This is a genomic window from Streptomyces sp. NPDC040718 (assembly GCF_055593565.1).
Genome location: NZ_JBVIXO010000009.1, coordinates 180,397 through 193,916, shown reverse-complemented (window position 1 = coordinate 193,916; position 13,520 = coordinate 180,397). Strand labels below are relative to the sequence as shown.

The window sequence follows — 13,520 nt, the reverse complement described above, 5'->3', positions numbered from 1 at the left end:
GAGAAGTGATAGCGATCACCCGCCGCCCCAGTCAATGGTTTGGACCAAAGAAGGACTAGACCACTGAACACCCAAACGCCCTCGTCAGAGACCTGAGCGCACATCAAAAACCGCCCGCCACCCCGGGTGACGAGCGGTTTAAGGCTCCCTTAGGCCATGCTCCGGCAAGCTTTCGGCAACAAACCAGCCAAATGCCGTTCTTCCCCGCCCCGGCCCCGGTCAGTTCACCGTCAAGGGCTCCACGGGCATCCCGTACGCATTGGCAACGAGCCCGTACGAGCGGATCCGGGCGGCTCCGCCGTGGGCGTTGGCGGTCAGCATCAGCTCGTCCGCGCCCGTCCGCGCGACCAGGGCGTCGAGCCCGGCGCGGACCTCGTCGGCGGTGCCGTGGACGACGTTGGAGAGCCAGCCGTCCACGAACTCCCGCTCCAGCGGCGAGAAGCCGTACGCCGCCGCCTCCTCGGGCGTCGGCACCAGCCCGGGCCGCCCGCTGCGCAGCCGGAGCATCGACAGCGCGCCGGTGAGCACCTGCGCGCGGGCCTCCGCGGCGGTGTCGGCGGCCAGCGCCGAGACCCCGATGAGGGCGTACGGGGCGTCCAGCACCGCCGAGGGGCGGAAGCTCTCGCGGTACAGCTCCAGCGCGGGCAGGGTGCCGGCGGCGGAGAAGTGGTGGGCGTACGCGAAGGGCAGGCCCAGCTCCCCCGCGAGCCGGGCGCTGAAGCCGGAGGAACCCAGCAGCCAGAGCGGCGGGCGCCCGGCGGGCCCCTGCACCGGCCCGGGCACGGCGTGCACCCGGGCGTACGGGTGCCCGTCGGGGAAGTCGTCGTCGAGGAACCGGGTCAGCTCCGCGAGCCGCCGGGGGAACTCGTCCGCCGCCTCGTCCAGCCGCCCGGGCCCGCGCAGCGCGGCCGCCGTACGGGGGTCGGTGCCCGGCGCCCGGCCGAGCCCGAGGTCGATCCGGCCCGGGGCCAGCGCCTCCAGGGTGCCGAACTGCTCGGCCACGGCCAGCGGGGCGTGGTTGGGCAGCATGACCCCGCCCGACCCGAGGCGGATGCCGGAGGTGTGGGCGGCGAGGTGGGCCAGGATCACGGCCGGGGAGGAGCTGGCGACCCCGGGCATGGAGTGGTGCTCGGCGACCCAGTGGCGGTGGTAGCCGCGGGACTCGGCCTGCCGGGCGATCTTCACGCTGGTGCGCAGGGACTCGTGGGCGGTGGAGCCGCTGCCGACGGTGACCAGGTCGAGCACCGACAGCGGCACGGGCGCCTCGCCGCGGGCGGTCCCGCGGATCGGGTCCCGGGCCGGACCCCCTTGCGGAGGGGCACCTTCCGGCTGCGCATCCGTGTGTCGGCCCGCGTCCCCGGTGTCGCTCATCGTCGCTCCCGTCCCGTCCCGCTCGTGCGCCCGAGGCGCCCCGTACGCCTCGTACGGCGTTCGTACGAAGAAGTCGAACGGGAAGTGCTCGCCGGGCATTCCCGGCAGACCGGGGCATGCACGTGCCTGTGGCATATGCCATTCGAGTAGGCCCAGGCAGGGGGGCTTGATTAAGCCATCAATCTCATCAACAGACGCTCCACGTGGGCCTCTTGATGGCTATCGTGGTAGAGCAAGCGGTAACAACCTGGTAGGGGGAAACCGTGGCGCTGAAGCCCGAGCCGACCGCGCCGTTCCACTCGGTGCAGTACGCCCTGCGCGTACTCGAAACGATCTCGCGGCACACCGGCGGTGTGACCGACGTGCAGATCGCGCGCGAGACCGGCCTGCCCGCGGTCCATCTCGCCCCGATGCTCCTCATGCTGCGGCGCGAAGGGTACGTCCTCCAGGTCTCCGACGGCGCCTACGCCATAGGGGACTCCCTCGTCCTGCTCGGCTCCGGCATGGACCGGCAGCAGGCCCTCCAGGAGAAGCTCCAGGACACCCTCGACAAGCTGCGGGACTCGGTCGGCGCGGCCGTCTACATCAGCCGCTACGTGGACGGCGAGGTGCGCATCACCCAGTTCGCGGACAGCCCGCGCACGCCCAAGGTGCACGAGTGGGTCGACTTCCGCTCCGCGGCCCACGCCAGCGCGGTCGGCAAGTGCCTGCTGACCCAGCTCGACCTGAACGGGCGGCGCGACCACCTGTCCCGGCACAAGATCGCCCGGCTCACCTCCAAGACGATCGTGAACGAGCGGATCCTGTTCTCCAAGCTGGACGCCCAGCCGGCCACCGTCCCCGTCCTGGACCTCCAGGAGTACGCGGTCGGCACCGTCTGCGCGGCCGTCCCGATCACCGCCGGCGCCGCCGTGGGCTGCCTGGCCCTGTCCATGCCCGTCGAGCACGCCCACCGGCTGCGCGCCGCGGCCGACACCCTGAACCGCAAGGCCGCACCGCTGCTGCTGTCGCTCACGCTCTGAGGGCCGGGGGCCGCGCGCTCCGAGAGGCTCTGGGGACGGATCCGTCCCCGAAAACACTTCGGGCGGTTCCCGGTGAACCGGAAACCGCCCGAAGGACAGGTGCGCCGCCAGGGACTCGAACCCCGGACCCGCTGATTAAGAGTCAGCTGCTCTAACCAACTGAGCTAGCGGCGCCTGCTGACAGAGAAAATACTACCTGGTCCCCCAGGGTGCTCCAAACCCATACCCCGGGCGCCGCCCGCGGCCCCTCAGCGGTCCAGCAGCTCCCTGCGGCCCTGGGCCTCGTACGCCGACAGCAGCGCGGCCAGCCCCTCCGCGTCGAGCGGGCGGTACGCGCCCCCGGTCCGGTGCCAGACGGCGCCGGGGCCGAGGAAGCCGGCCCGGCGCAGGGCGACCCGGTGGATCTTGTTCGTGGCCGTGACGGGCAGCGCGTCGAGGATCCGTACGTAGCGCGGGGCCGTCTTCGTCCCGAGGTCCGGCTGCGCCGCCAGGAAGGCGGCGAAGGCATCCGGGTCGAAGGCGGTGTCCCCGCGCAGGGCCACCGCGGCCATCACCTGGTCCCCCGAGACCTCGTCCGGGACCGCGTACACGGCGACGGCGGCCGCCGCCTCCCAGCGGGCCAGGATGTTCTCGATCACCGCGGCGGCCAGGTTCTCGCTGTCGACCCGCAGCCGGTCGTCGGTGCGGCCGGCGAAGTAGAGGAAGCCCCCGGGGTCCCGGAAGAAGAGGTCGCCGGTCCAGTACCAGCCGTTCCGGGTGCGGGCCGCCTCGGCGTCGGGGTTGCGCCAGTAGCCCTCGAAGAGGCTGCGGCCCCGGTTGACGAGCTCGCCGATGGCCTCGTCCCCGTTGAGGAGCCTGCCCCGCGCGTCCAGGACCGCGGGCGGGCACTCGCGGCCCGTCTCCGGGTCGACCACGGCCAGGTCCTCCCCCGGCGCCGCCCGGCCCAGAGCCCCCGCCGGGGTGCCGGGGCCGCGCTGGACGGAGGCGCCGCCCTCGGTGGCCCCGTACCCCTCGACCAGCCGGACCCCGAACCGGTCGGCGAAGCGGGCCGCGTCCACCGCCCCCGCCTCGGTGCCGAAGCCGAGGCGCAGCCGGTGCTCGCGGTCGTCGGGGCGGGGCTCGGTGGCCAGCAGGTACTGGACGGCCCGGCCGACGTAGGTGAAGTACGTCGCCCCGTAGGCCCGGACGTCGTCCAGGAACGCGGAGGCCGAGAAGCGGCGGCGCAGCGCGACCGGGGCGCCCGCGGCGAGCGCGGGCAGCCAGTCCGCGATGACGGCGTTGCCGTGGAAGAGCGGCATGCAGATGTAGTGCACGTCGTCCGGGGTGACCGAGAAGTGGCGGGCGAGCGATCCCCCGGCGGCGGCGAGGCGACCCTGACTGCAGACGGCGGCCTTGGGGGCGCCGGTGGAGCCGGAGGTGAAGTAGAGCAGCAGCCGGGTGTCAGGCCGGGGCCCGCCGGGGCGGACGCGGGCCTCGCCGGGCTTCGCGGCGGCGTACGGGGCGAGCAGGGCCGCGTACTCCTCGGTGCCGGTCACCAGGAGGCGTACGCCGGGCAGGTCGAGGCCGCGCAGCAGCGGGAGGCGGGCGGGCTCGGTGACCAGGATCCGGCAGTCGGTGTGCAGGATGTCGCGGGCCAGCTCGGGGCCGCGCCGGGTGGGGTTGATCCCGGCGACGGCGGCCCCCGCGAGAGCCGCCGCGCCGAGCCAGAAGGGGAACTCGGGGGTGTTGTCGAGCAGCACCGCCACGTGCGGCTCGGCGCCCGGCGGCAGCAGGTCGGCGAGGAGCGCGGCGCGGGCGGCGGCCTCCTGGGCGGTCCGGTGGCGGCTGAGGACGGTGGGCCCGGCGCTGTCGGCCGCGCCGGCCCCGTACATCAGCCCGGGCCGGTGGTCGCCCCACTGGCGCGAGACGAGTTCCGCGACGGTCTCGGCGGCATCGGGTGCTGTCGTGGTCCGCATGCCGCCGGAGATTAGCTGACGTTCCGTCAGAATTGAACGTCGGAGCAGGCGTAGAAGGCCATCGGGGTGTCGTTGACGGTCCAGACGGCCAGGATCATGTGCCGCCCCGTCTTGCCGGCCGGCATGGAGCCGCGGTGGATGGTGGTCATGTCCGGGCGGCCGCCGTTGTAGGGGACGACGAGGAAGGGCTGGGGGTCGAGGGAGGCGCGGGTGAGGGGCTTGGCCGGGTCCCAGCCGTTCTTGGTGACGTAGTACTTGAAGTCGGTGGTGGAGTGGTTGGCGGTGAACTGCCAGCGGAAGTCGAAGGGCTGGCCGGAGTTCACCCTGGTCGCGGGCCAGTTGCCGCCGCGCGGGTCGTCGAGCTGGGCGAACTCGGAGTGCCCGCCGGCGCATATCCGCCCGTCGGCGGGACCGGCCGCGGGGAAGCCCTTGTAGCCCTCGACACTCTGCGGCTCCCACTGGATGGGTCCGCAGTCGGAGACCGTCCTGTTGGCGCAGAGCTTCTGCCGGCTGATCGGGGTGTCGGTGTAGCCGTGACCGCTGGCACTGGGGGCGCCGAGCAGGGTGGCGCCGGCGAGGAGGCCGAGACCGATCGTCGCGGCCGCGCCGACGCGCGCGGGGCGGGAGGCGCGGGAGTCGCGGAAGGGGCGCGAGGGCCATGAGGGCATGCGGAAGGGACGCATGGTGCTCCTTGGGCGTGGGGGGAGGGGACTCTGGCGGGGCGTGCGCGCGCGTGGGGATCGACCCTGGCGGATCGGTGGGGTTGCGGCTCCGGACGGCCGGTACTAGGTCTAGACCAAGTCCCACAGTATTGACGGGAGTTGGCCATGTCTATACCAATGCGCCAACGGGTGGTCCGGTCATTACCGGCCACCCGTCGGCGCGTGGAACTCCCGTGACCGCTGCTACTGGTCGGACCGCCCGGTGTAGAAGGCGACGGTGAGGTCCTTCACCAGGGCCTTGCGCTCGTAGTCGTCCAGCTCCACGATCCCGCGCGAGGTCAGCCGGTGGACCGTGTCGTCCACGGCGTCGACCACCGAGGTCAGGACCGTGTCCCGGTGCTTGGCGTCGATCGCGGCGACCCGGCGGCGGCGCATGGCCTCCGCGACCTCCGGGGCGTACTCGATCCGGGTCGGCTGGGCGGAGAACACCTCGATCCCCACCGCCTCGGTTTCGGCCGCCACCATCCGGGTCAGCGCGTCGCCGACCGCCTCGGCGTCGCGCAGGGTCGGGGCGTCCTCGTGGAAGGCGTCGGCGGGCAGCTGGGACAGCACCCGGGCCATGGCCGACTCGACCTGCTCGGCCAGGTAGTCGATGTGGTCGTCGACGGCGAGGGTGGCCCTGGCCGTGTCCTTGACCTGCCAGACGACCTGCACGACCACCTGGAGGGCCAGGCCCCCGGAGTCGACGGCGGCCATCGGCTCGCTGCGCCAGTGCCGCAGCCGTACGTCGACCCGCTGGCGCAGCAGGAGTGGGCTGATCCAGGTCAGGCCGGTACGCCGGACCGTGCCGCGGTAGCGGCCGAACAGGGTGAGCACCCAGGCGTGGCCCGCCTTGGCCCGGCCGAGGCCGCCGAGCGCGAGGAGGGTGACGATGCCGAGGAAGGCCAGCGGGGGCCAGTGCGCGGCGCGCAGCCCCTGGTAGGCGCGGGGCGAGGCCCCGAAGGCGGCGAGCACGGTGGCGGGGACCACCCCGGCCCGCCACAGCACGGCCACGCAGCCGAGGACGGCGAGGCAGCCGACGGCCACCGCGATCCAGCCGGGCAGCACGGGCCCGCGGTGCTCCCGGAGCCGGTCGTCGCCCCGGGGGACGCGGCGGCCGGCGGGCGGCTTCTTCGGGGTGCGGGCGGCAGTGGGGGCGGCGGCCGGGGCGGGGGCGGCGGGGGCCTGCGGCCGGGGGCGGAACGGGATGTGGAGCGGGACCTCCGTGACGGCGGTGCCGGTGCCGCCGCCGCTGCCGCGCGGGCCGGGGTCCTCGGTGCGCATCCCGCGCGCGACGGCCCGGGCGGCGATCTCGGCGGGCCCGGGGCCGGGCACGCCGGCCGGGGGCTCGGGGGTGGGGTGCGGGATCCCCTGGCTCCGCGCGGCGGGCACGTCACCCCGGGCGGGTTCCGGTTCGGAAGCGGCGGCCTCCGGCTCCGGCACCCGGGCGGGGGCCGGTACGGGCACGGCCGGGTCCGGGGCGTCGGCCGGGTACGCCGACCCCCCGGGCGGCGCCGGCTCCGCCGCCGGGGCCGCCGGGGCCGCCGGGGCCGCTGCGGGGGCGGCGGGGTGCGCCGGGGCGCCCACGGGGGCCGAGGTCGCGTCGGTCCGCTCGGCGGCGCGGGGGGCGGGGGCGCAGACGGCGGCGGCCGCCGGCTCCGGCCGGGCCGGGAGGGCGGCGGCGACCCCCGCCCCGAACCGGGTGGCTCCGAACGGCTGGGCCGCCGCCTCGCCGGAGCGCCCCGCCCGCACGGCGTCGGCAGGGTGCCCGGCGGGGACAGCGTCCGGTACGGGGGCCACCGCCCGGGCCGGCGGCTGCGGGTCCTGCGCCGGGTGCCCGGCGGGGACGGTCGCGCGGGCGGACTCCGGGGCCGGGGCCGGGGCCGGGGCCGGGGCGGGTCCAGGGGCCGCCACCCAGGCCGCAGCCCGCTGATCCGGCGCGGGGTGGCCGGAGGGGGCCGACTCCGGCGCCCACGCCCGACCGGACCCGGCGTCCGGTGACGCCTCCCGAACCGCAGCCGGCAGCTGCGGGTCCGGCGCGGGGTGGCCGGAGGGGGTGGTCGCGCGGGCGGGCTCGGGGGCCACCGGGGTGGCGGATGCGGCCCGGCCGGTCGGTGCGGGGGCCGGGTGCCCAGCCGCCCAGGGGGCCGCGACCGGTTCCGGGTGTGCCGCCCGGGCGGTGGGGGCCGGCTGCGCCTGCGGTCCGGAGTCGGCCGGGTGCGGGACCGGCCACGCCGGGGCGGCCGGTTCCGGAACCGCCACGCGGGCGACGTGCGGGGGCACTGCGGCCGGCCCGGGGGCATCGGCCCGCGCGTGCGCCCGCCCCCCGGCGGCCGCCGGGGCCGGAACGGGGCCGGCCGGAACCTGGGCGGCAGGACCTGGAGCCGCCGGGAGCTGGGCGGCGGCAACCGGGACGGCCGGGACCGGAGCGGCGGCAGGCGGTGCCGCCGGGACCTGGGCCGCCGGGACCGGAGCGGCGACAGGCGGGTGGGCCGGGGCCGCCGGGACCGGAGCGGCGGCCGCCGGGGCCGATACCGGAGCCGCCGGAACCGGGCCGGCCGGGGCCGAAGCGGCAGCCGGAACCGGGCCGGCCGGGCCGGCCGGGGCGGCGGCCGCCGGGGCCCACGTGCCGCGGTGTACCGCGACCGGGTCCGGGAGCGTCGCCGCAGGCGGGGAGGCGGGGAGCCGGAAGGTGCCCGTGGTGAAGGTGGTGCGGGTGGGGTACATCGTTGCCTCCGTCATGCGAACAGCCGGCGCCAGGTTTCCGGGCCCGGGTAGCCGTCGGCCGAGGCACCGCGCCAGCCCTGGGCGCGCTGGAAGGCCTCGACGTTGCGGCGGTCGGCCTCGCTCCAGCGGGGGCCCGGGCCGGACGTGTAGTACTTGCCGAAGCCCTTCTGCGCCAGCCGGCGGCCGAGGGCGAGTACGGCCGGATGGGACTGCCCCGGGCGGAAGACCCGCAGCCCGGGGTAGGCGGGCACGCCGGCGGAACCCGGCAGAGCCACCGGCGGAGCCGTCGGCGGCTTGGGCGTGCCCGGCCCCGTCCGCCCCGTCGGCGGGATGTCCTTGCCCTGGCGCTGGACCAGCAGCCGCCAGGTGTGCTCGCCGGGGATGCCGTCGGCGTCGGCGCCCGTCCAGCCCTGCGCCTGCTGGAAGGCCTGCGTGGCCTGCCGGTCGGCGTCGCTCCACTTCGAGCTCGGCCCCTTGGGGTAGAACCGCAGCGCGCCCCGCCCGATCAGCATCTTGGCCAGCTCGGTGACGTGCTCGTTGTCCGCGCCCGGCCCGAACTTCGCCGCGCCGGGGAAGACGGCCGTGCCCGCCGCCGGGGCGCCCGGCACCGGCACGTCCGGGAGGACCCCGGTGGGCACGCCGTTGTACCGGTACGGGACGTACTTCTCCGAGTTCTTCCAGTACCCGTACGGCGTGGCCAGCTTCCGCGTGTACGGGCGGGTCTGCTCGTACGCGACGTAGTGCGTGCGCGTCTCGTCGGCCCAGCCGCCGAAGATGACGACGTGCGAACCGTTGTTGGGGTCCGCCGGGTTGTGGAACAGCAGCATGTCCCCCGGCAGCAGCTCCTCCTTCGTGATCTTCGTGGCGAAGGTGTCGAGGCTGCCGGTCCACTCGTTCGTCCCGAGGTTCCAGACCATGGAGACGTACCCCGAGCAGTCCTGCCGGTAGCCGTCCGACCAGTACTCGGACATGCTGTAGGGGACCTGGGCGTCCAGCCAGATCTTCGCCCGGTTGATGATCGTGGCCCGGTCGATGGCCCGCACGGCGGGCGGCGCGCCCGGCCGGCCCGCCGCCGAGGACGGCGGACGCGGCCCCGTGGCCGGGGCCGGGCGTCCGTGCAGCGGGGCCCGGTCGCCCTGCGGGCTGCCCGGACCGTCCGAACCGTTCCGGTCGTCCAGCGCCACCGGCCCCGGGCCCGGCACCGGCCCGGCCGCGGCGAGCGCCGCCGACCCGCCGCCGCCCAGCACCACACCGGCCGCCGTCGCCAGCACCAGCGCCCGGCGGGCACCGCGCGCGGCCGGGTGTCCGCCGTCCCGCAGCGCTATGGCCCGCCCGCGTGCGAGGGTGCGGCGCCGCTGCGCGCACCCGAGGCACACGCAGTCGCCGGCGGGCTCGTACTCCTCGAAGACCGGCAACGTCATCGGCGTCGGCATCTGCACATGCACCGGAGGCTGCATCGTCATGCGGTTCCGTCCACTCCCCTGCTCGTCCACTGGTCGGCCGGGCACGCATCTGTCGGGGCGTCAGATTCGGCTCGACCAGACATATCGTGCACGATAAACCCCCTAAACATGGGTTAATCGGACAACACGGGCGCGGCTGGTCACGAGCACCGGGGCAGGTGGGGTAGAGTTTTCCCTGTCAGCAAGCGCCGCTAGCTCAGTTGGTTAGAGCAGCTGACTCTTAATCAGCGGGTCCGGGGTTCGAGTCCCTGGCGGCGCACAGACGAGAAGAAGACCCCCGCAGCGGAAGCTGCGGGGGTCTTCTTCGTTCCCGGCCTAGGCCGCCGTCGTGCCCGACCCCGCGCCGGTCAGATAGGCGGAGACCACCACGTTCGCCGAGTACTGCCCGGCCGCCTTGTCGTAGTTCCCGCCGCAGGTCACGAGCCGGAGTTCGGCCCGGCCCGCCACCCGGGGCCCGTACGCCCCGTGCGGGTCGAAGCCCGCCCGCTCGTAGACGCGTACGTCCTCCACGGTGAACTCGGCGACCGTCGCGTCCGCCCGCGCCACGCGGATCTTCTGGCCCGGCTTGAGCGAGCTCAGGCCGTAGAACACGGCCGGCTTGGACTTCGTGTCCACGTGCCCCACCATCAGCGCGGCCCCCGCGGCACCGGGCGCGGGCCCCGCCCCCCACCAGCCCACCGTGCCCGGCAGCTCGTACGGCGGCGGATCGACCGCCCCCTGCGCGTCCAGGCCGCGGGCGATCACCGGCGCCCGGACTCCCAGGGCCGGTACGTCGACCCGCGCGGGCATCGCCCCGGACAGCGGGGCCCGCGCGGCCGGGAGGGCCGGCCCCAGCTGCCCGGCCTGCCCGGCGGGCGGAGCGGGCGGAACCCCGGTGATCTCCTTGCCCCACAGCCACAGGCCCGTCACCAGCACCGTCCAGGCGGCGAAGGTCAGCAGTCGGCCGCCGGCGGAGGCCCTGGGCTCGCTCATCCGCCGTTGCGGCGGCGGCGCAGGGTGATGGCCCGGCCCGCGACCGCCAGGGTGGCGGCGGCGGCGAGGACGGCGCCGATCACGGTGTGGGGCAGCCCGGGGCCGTCGCCGCCGTGGCTCTTCTTCGCGGCCGCCGCCAACCGGGTCGTCTCGGCGACCTCGGCGGACATCGCGCCGCCGCCCGCGTGGACCGGCCAGACCGGAGAGCGGTGCGGGTCGGGGCGGTGGTGGTCGCGGTGGCGGATCTCGATGGAGCCGCGCAGGCCGTCGGCGCCCTCGCACTTGATCCGGATCTCGTGCCAGCCCGGGTCGGCGTGCGGGCGGACGGTGGCCTCGCCGTGAAGGGTCCGGCCGTCGCCGTGGCCCGAGGAGAGCCGGGCGTCCGACACGAAGACGGGGGAACGGGCCACCCCCCGGTCGCCGTCACAGCCCCGGACGCGGATCTTGACGTGCGCTCCCGGTCCGGCCGGGTTCGGTTCCGCCGAGACGCCGCCGCGGTCCCACTCGTTCGCGAGGGCGGCGGGGGCGGTCACGGCGGTGAACGCCGTCAGGGCGACGGCGGCCCCTGCGACACGGAGAGCGATCAGAGAACAGCGCATGGTGAACCTCCTCAACAAGGAGATTCACGCGCGGCGCGCCGCTCCGCATCCGGAGCGGCGCTCTCTTGGCCCGTACGTGTCAGCCGTTCGCGCTAACGCGCGCCGGACTTCCCTAGACCAGGTCGACCAGGTCCGCGATCGAGTCGACCGTCTTGGTGGGCCGGTAGGGGAACTTCTCGGTGTCCCGGGCCGTGGTCAGGCCGGTCAGCACGAGGAAGGTCTGCATGCCCGCCTCCAGGCCCGCCAGCACGTCGGTGTCCATGCGGTCGCCGATCATCGCGCTGGTCTCGGAGTGGGCGCCGATGGCGTTGAGGCCCGTGCGCATCATCAGCGGGTTGGGCTTGCCGGCGAAGTACGGCTTCTTGCCGGTCGCCTTGGTGATCAGCGCGGCGACCGCGCCGGTCGCCGGGAGCGGGCCCTCGGTCGAGGGGCCGGTCTCGTCCGGGTTGGTGCAGATGAACCGGGCACCGCCGTTGATCAGCCGGACGGCCTTGGTCATGGCCTCGAACGAGTAGGTCCGCGTCTCGCCCAGGACCACGTAGTCGGGCTCGTGGTCGGTCAGGACGTAGCCGATGTCGTGCAGGGCGGTGGTCAGGCCCGCCTCGCCGATGACGTACGCGGTGCCGCCCGGGCGCTGGTCGTCGAGGAACTTCGCGGTGGCGAGCGCCGAGGTCCAGATGTTCTCGACGGGCACGTCCAGGCCCATCCGGCTCAGCCGGGCCTGGAGGTCGCGCGGGGTGTAGATGGAGTTGTTGGTCAGCACCAGGAAGGGCTTGCCGGACTCGCGCAGCCGCTTGATGAAGGCGTCCGCGCCGGGAATCGGGGTGCCCTCGTGGATGAGGACCCCGTCCATGTCGGTGAGCCAGGATTCGATCGGCTTGCGCTCCGCCACTGACTTCTCTCCGCTCTGGTGGCCGCTGACCTGTGGGTCTGTGGTCTGTACCACCACCCTAGCGGGCGCGGGCCGTGGACGGCGGGGCCGTCCACGGCCCGGACGGCCTAGCCGAGGCGTACGTCGTCGACGGCCCAGTACCAGTTGTTGCTGCCGCTGTAGCGGAAGCGGACCTGGACGTCGGTGGCGCCCGCCGGGATCTGGAGCTGGAGGGACTCCGCCTTGGCGACGGCGTCGGCGGTGTACGTCTTGACCACCGCCGGGGCGCCGCCGTTGTACGAGACGAGGACCTGCGCGGTCTGGCCGGCCTCGTGGCGGTAGTGCGTCCGGAAGTCCAGGGTGCGCGTGGTGCCGCCGGTGACCGCCCACTCGGGGGTGATCAGGGTGGAGTCGAAGGTGCCGGTGTGGGCCTTGTCGTCCCACTCGTCGGAGTCGGCGACGGCGAACACGTCACGGGATCGGACGTTCAGCTCGCGCCACTGGTCGCGCTGCGCCTGGGTCCAGAACTCGTCGGTGGCGAAGGCCCATCCGGCCCATTCGGTGACTCCGCCGGTGCCCATCTTCGAATTGTCGACGGACCAGCCGGCGGGCGGGGTGTGCGTGAAGCCCTTGGTGGCGGCGGGGATCCCGGTCTCGTCGACGCGGGCCTGGAGGTTGGGGCGCAGGGTGTCGAAGGGGTCGCTGTCGGGGGTGTCCAGCGGTACGCCGTCCAGTGCGGCCGTGGTGACGCCGACCTGGGCGAGCGCGGTCGCGGCGACGTCGACGAGGCGTACGTCCTCGCGTACGGAGCCGGCCGGGATGCCCGCGCCCTTGGCGATGACGAAGGTGCCGCGCTCCTGGATGGTGGAGCCGCCGTGGCCGCCGCCGTCGGTGTGGCCGTGGTCGGTGGTGACCAGGATCTTCCAGTTCTCCTGGGCGTACGCGGGGCGGGCCTTGACGGCGGTGAGGAGCTGGCCGACCAGGGTGTCGACGCGGCCGATGGCGTCCAGGTACTGCCGGCTGGCGGCCCCGTAGGAGTGGCCGGCGGAGTCGACCTGGCCGAGGTAGACGAAGGCGGCGTCCGGGTTCTGGTCGCGGAGTTCGGCGGCGGCCGCGGCGGCGATCTTCGGGTCCTCGTTGCCGTAGCCGTCGCGGTCGCCCTTGAGGGAGAGCCGCTTGTCGACCTTGGCGGAGAAGATCGGGCCGTTCTGGTCGGTGGAGGTGATGGGCTCCCAGTCGGCGGCCGCGTAGGTGTTGAGGGACGGCTTGGCGTTCTCGGCGCGGGTCAGGAAGTCGGGGTGGGCGCCGTAGTTCTTGCCGGTGAAGGAGTTGTCCTTCACGCCGTGCTTGTCGGGCCAGACGCCGGTGGCGATGGTGGACCAGCCGGGGCCGGAGGAGGTGGCGGCCATCGGGTTCGCGTAGAGGGTGCTGCGGGCGGTGAGGCCTTCGGCCATCAGGCCGTTGAGGTTGGGGGCGTCGGCGGCCTTGATCCGGTCGAGGACCACGCCGTCGAGGCCGATGACGAGGACCTTGTCGGTGGTGGCCCGCGCCGTCGCGGGGGCGGAGGCGGCGGCCTTGGCGGCGGCCTCCGCCGCTGCCCTGGCCGGGTCGGTGGGGTTGGGGGCGGCGGCGGCCGTGGTGCCGAGGCCGAGGGTGGTGGCGAGCAGGGCCGTGGCGGTGGCGGCCACGGCGAGGGTGCGTCCGGACGGGACAGAGGACACGTGCTCCTCCAGGAGCGTCGGGGAAGGCGCGGCGGATCGAGCGGGGAACGTGCGGGGACGTGCGGGGACGTGCGGGGACGTGCGGCAGGCCCGGACCGGAGGGAGCGGGCACCGGTCC

General features: G+C 74.9%; 10 protein-coding genes and 2 tRNA genes. 2 read left to right on the top strand and 10 right to left on the bottom strand.

From position 1 onward, the window contains the following. Positions 1 to 219 precede the first annotated feature (219 nt). Complete coding sequence (locus ACZ597_RS23150) at positions 220 to 1,371, bottom strand: LLM class flavin-dependent oxidoreductase (RefSeq protein ID WP_471333162.1); 1,152 nt, start codon at positions 1,369 to 1,371, stop codon at positions 220 to 222. 263 nt (positions 1,372 to 1,634) lie between these two features. On the opposite strand from ACZ597_RS23150, the gene ACZ597_RS23145 reads away from it, so the two are divergent. Further along, on the top strand, positions 1,635 to 2,393 hold the full coding sequence (locus ACZ597_RS23145; protein ID WP_007264223.1) for an IclR family transcriptional regulator: 759 nt from the start codon (positions 1,635 to 1,637) through the stop codon (positions 2,391 to 2,393). A 100-nt stretch (positions 2,394 to 2,493) separates the two neighbouring features. Here ACZ597_RS23145 and ACZ597_RS23140 read toward each other — a convergent pair. From ACZ597_RS23140 to ACZ597_RS23120, 5 genes are all read right to left on the bottom strand, one after another. Then, positions 2,494 to 2,567, bottom strand: a tRNA-Lys gene (locus ACZ597_RS23140). 74 nt (positions 2,568 to 2,641) lie between these two features. Then, positions 2,642 to 4,348: an AMP-binding protein gene (locus tag ACZ597_RS23135; protein WP_471333159.1), complete on the bottom strand. Its 1,707-nt coding sequence runs from the start codon at positions 4,346 to 4,348 to the stop codon at positions 2,642 to 2,644. A 26-nt stretch (positions 4,349 to 4,374) separates the two neighbouring features. Then, a complete protein-coding gene (locus ACZ597_RS23130) occupies positions 4,375 to 5,016 on the bottom strand; it encodes a lytic polysaccharide monooxygenase auxiliary activity family 9 protein (RefSeq protein WP_471333156.1) in 642 nt (213 codons plus the stop codon). 237 nt (positions 5,017 to 5,253) lie between these two features. After that, entirely contained in the window at positions 5,254 to 7,776 is a 2,523-nt protein-coding gene (locus tag ACZ597_RS23125; RefSeq protein WP_471333154.1) for an SPFH domain-containing protein, read from the bottom strand. An 11-nt stretch (positions 7,777 to 7,787) separates the two neighbouring features. Next, a complete protein-coding gene (locus ACZ597_RS23120) occupies positions 7,788 to 9,197 on the bottom strand; it encodes a peptidoglycan-binding protein (RefSeq protein WP_471333426.1) in 1,410 nt (469 codons plus the stop codon). A gap of 227 nt (positions 9,198 to 9,424) precedes the next feature. Between ACZ597_RS23120 and ACZ597_RS23115 the strand changes: the two genes are divergently transcribed. After that, positions 9,425 to 9,498 (top strand) — tRNA-Lys (locus ACZ597_RS23115). A gap of 56 nt (positions 9,499 to 9,554) precedes the next feature. Here the strand turns inward: ACZ597_RS23115 and ACZ597_RS23110 are convergent. The 4 genes from ACZ597_RS23110 to ACZ597_RS23095 all read right to left on the bottom strand — a co-directional run bounded on the left by ACZ597_RS23110 (position 9,555) and on the right by ACZ597_RS23095 (position 13,402). Then, positions 9,555 to 10,211 carry a class F sortase gene (locus tag ACZ597_RS23110; RefSeq protein ID WP_471333151.1) on the bottom strand — a complete coding sequence of 219 codons (657 nt, stop codon included), beginning with the start codon at positions 10,209 to 10,211 and terminating at the stop codon, positions 9,555 to 9,557. Further along, complete coding sequence (locus ACZ597_RS23105) at positions 10,208 to 10,810, bottom strand: hypothetical protein (protein WP_471333149.1); 603 nt, start codon at positions 10,808 to 10,810, stop codon at positions 10,208 to 10,210. The genes ACZ597_RS23110 and ACZ597_RS23105 overlap by 4 nt, the downstream gene beginning before the upstream one ends. Before the next feature lie 112 nt (positions 10,811 to 10,922). Further along, a complete protein-coding gene (locus tag ACZ597_RS23100) occupies positions 10,923 to 11,702 on the bottom strand; it encodes an HAD-IIA family hydrolase (protein ID WP_405980554.1) in 780 nt (259 codons plus the stop codon). A 107-nt stretch (positions 11,703 to 11,809) separates the two neighbouring features. Beyond that, on the bottom strand, positions 11,810 to 13,402 hold the full coding sequence (locus ACZ597_RS23095) for an alkaline phosphatase family protein (RefSeq protein WP_471333146.1): 1,593 nt from the start codon (positions 13,400 to 13,402) through the stop codon (positions 11,810 to 11,812). Positions 13,403 to 13,520 lie beyond the last annotated feature (118 nt).